This is a genomic window from Craterilacuibacter sp. RT1T (assembly GCF_023502145.1).
GTDB lineage: Bacteria > Pseudomonadota > Gammaproteobacteria > Burkholderiales > Chromobacteriaceae > Craterilacuibacter.
In genome coordinates, this window is sequence record NZ_JAMFLI010000022.1 from 1 (window position 1) to 3,256 (window position 3,256).

Consider the following 3,256-nt stretch of genomic DNA (forward strand, 5'->3'; position numbering starts at 1 on the left):
ACTTGGGTAGAAGATTGTAGCGACAGCTGTCGGGAGACAGACTGTCCTTCGCAAACTCGAGCTTATCAAAGTAAGGCGACTGAAATGATAGGGTCAAGCGAATAAGTGCATCAGGTGGATGCCTTGGCGATTACAGGCGATGAAGGACGTGCAAGCCTGCGAAAAGGTTCGGGGAGCTGGCAATGAAGCTTTGATCCGGACATATCCGAATGGGGAAACCCACCCTCTAGGGGGTACTCCTTGCTGAATATATAGGCAAGGTAGAGCGAACGCGGAGAACTGAAACATCTAAGTACCCGCAGGAAAAGAAATCAACCGAGATTCCGTCAGTAGTGGCGAGCGAACGCGGAATAGCCGGTACGTGATAGTCGTTGTGTTAGAGGAATGGTCATGGAAAGGCCAGCCGTAGTGGGTGATAGCCCCGTACTCGAAAACATAGCGGTGGTACTAAGCGTACGACAAGTAGGGCGGGACACGAGAAATCCTGTCTGAAGATGGGGGGACCATCCTCCAAGGCTAAATACTCGTAATCGACCGATAGTGAACTAGTACCGTGAGGGAAAGGCGAAAAGAACCCCGGGAGGGGAGTGAAATAGAACCTGAAACCTGATGCATACAAACAGTGGGAGCCCTTGAAAAATGGGGTGACTGCGTACCTTTTGTATAATGGGTCAGCGACTTACATTCAGTGGCAAGCTTAACCGAATAGGGGAGGCGCAGGGAAACCGAGTCCGAATAGGGCGAATCAGTCGCTGGGTGTAGACCCGAAACCGAGTGATCTATCCATGGCCAGGATGAAGGTGCGGTAACACGCACTGGAGGTCCGAACCCACTAATGTTGCAAAATTAGGGGATGAGCTGTGGATAGGGGTGAAAGGCTAAACAAACTCGGAGATAGCTGGTTCTCCCCGAAAACTATTTAGGTAGTGCCTCATGTATCACTTCCGGGGGTAAAGCACTGTTATGGCTAGGGGGTCATTGCGATTTACCAAACCATGGCAAACTCTGAATACCGGAAAGTGCGAGCATGGGAGACAGACGGTGGGTGCTAACGTCCATCGTCAAGAGGGAAACAACCCAGACCGCCGGCTAAGGTCCCAAATGATCAGTTAAGTGGTAAACGAAGTGGGAAGGCCCAGACAGCCAGGATGTTGGCTTAGAAGCAGCCATCATTTAAAGAAAGCGTAATAGCTCACTGGTCGAGTCGTCCTGCGCGGAAGATGTAACGGGGCTCAAACTGATAACCGAAGCCGCGGATCTATACGTCGTCAGTGTCGTATAGATGGTAGGGGAGCGTTCTGTAGGCCTGCGAAGGTGATCCGGAAGGATTGCTGGAGGTATCAGAAGTGCGAATGCTGACATGAGTAGCGATAATGGGGGTGAAAAGCCCCCACGCCGAAAGCCCAAGGTTTCCTACGCAACGTTCATCGGCGTAGGGTGAGTCGGCCCCTAAGGCGAGGCTGAAAAGCGTAGTCGATGGGAAACGGGTTAATATTCCCGTACTTTTATGTAGTGCGATGTGGGGACGGAGAAGGTTAGGTCAGCGGCCTGTTGGAATAGGTCGTTCAAGCCGGTAGGCGGAGAGATTAGGCAAATCCGGTCTCTTATTCAACGCCGAGAAGTGATAACGAGGGTCTACGGACCTGAAGTGACTGATACCACGCTTCCAGGAAAAGCCACTAAGCTTCAGCTACATAAGAACCGTACCGCAAACCGACACAGGTGGGCAGGATGAGAATTCTAAGGCGCTTGAGAGAACTCAGGAGAAGGAACTCGGCAAATTGATACCGTAACTTCGGGAGAAGGTATGCCTCTTTGGGTGTAGTCCCTTGCGGATGAAGCTTAGAGAGGTCGCAGAGAATCGGTGGCTGCGACTGTTTAACAAAAACACAGCTCTGTGCCAACACGAAAGTGGACGTATACGGAGTGACGCCTGCCCGGTGCTGGAAGGTTAAGTGATGGGGTGCAAGCTCTTGATCGAAGCCCCAGTAAACGGCGGCCGTAACTATAACGGTCCTAAGGTAGCGAAATTCCTTGTCGGGTAAGTTCCGACCCGCACGAATGGCGTAACGATGGCCACACTGTCTCCTCCTGAGACTCAGCGAAGTTGAAATGTTTGTGAAGATGCAATCTACCCGCTGCTAGACGGAAAGACCCCGTGAACCTTTACTGTAGCTTTGCATTGGACTTTGAACAGACTTGTGTAGGATAGGTGGGAGACTATGAATCTGAGACGCTAGTTTCAGTGGAGTCGTCCTTGAAATACCACCCTGGTGTGTTTGAGGTTCTAACCTTGGTCCGTAATCCGGATTGGGGACAGTGCATGGTAGGCAGTTTGACTGGGGCGGTCTCCTCCCAAAGTGTAACGGAGGAGTTCGAAGGTTACCTAGGTACGGTCGGAAATCGTGCTGATAGTGCAATGGCAAAAGGTAGCTTAACTGCGAGACCGACACGTCGAGCAGGTGCGAAAGCAGGACATAGTGATCCGGTGGTTCTGAATGGAAGGGCCATCGCTCAACGGATAAAAGGTACTCCGGGGATAACAGGCTGATTCCGCCCAAGAGTTCATATCGACGGCGGAGTTTGGCACCTCGATGTCGGCTCATCACATCCTGGGGCTGTAGCCGGTCCCAAGGGTATGGCTGTTCGCCATTTAAAGTGGTACGTGAGCTGGGTTCAAAACGTCGTGAGACAGTTTGGTCCCTATCTGCAGTGGGCGTTGGAAGTTTGACGGGGGCTGCTCCTAGTACGAGAGGACCGGAGTGGACGAACCTCTGGTGTACCGGTTGTCACGCCAGTGGCATTGCCGGGTAGCTAAGTTCGGAAGAGATAAGCGCTGAAAGCATCTAAGCGCGAAACTCGCCTGAAGATGAGACTTCCCTGAGGACTAGATCCTCCTGAAGAGTCGTTCGAGACCAGGACGTTGATAGGTCGGGTGTGGAAGTGCTGTGAGGCATGAAGCTAACCGATACTAATTGCTCGTGAGGCTTGATCCTATCATTTGAGTGGCTTTGCTAAGATAAGCAGAGTTGCGAAGAAACAAGATTCTACCCATTCGGACAGATGGACAACGCGGATCGCGGATCCCGAGTCTGATTCCCGAATCATTTCGGCTTCTACAATTTGACAAGTTAATGTCTGGTGGCCATAGCGAGGTGGTCCCACGCCTTCCCATCCCGAACAGGACCGTGAAACACCTTAGCGCCGATGATAGTGTGGCATTCGCCATGTGAAAGTAGGACACCGCCAGACGCCC

Annotated in this window: 2 rRNA genes; both read left to right on the top strand. The window is 52.0% G+C overall.

Annotation, left to right across the window (positions count from 1 at the left end):
* The first annotated feature begins 91 nt into the window (after window positions 1-91).
* A 23S ribosomal RNA gene (locus M3P88_RS15750) occupies window positions 92-2,996 on the top strand.
* 141 nt (window positions 2,997-3,137) lie between these two features.
* Window positions 3,138-3,252, top strand: a 5S ribosomal RNA gene (rrf, locus tag M3P88_RS15755).
* The last annotated feature ends 4 nt before the right edge of the window (window positions 3,253-3,256 follow it).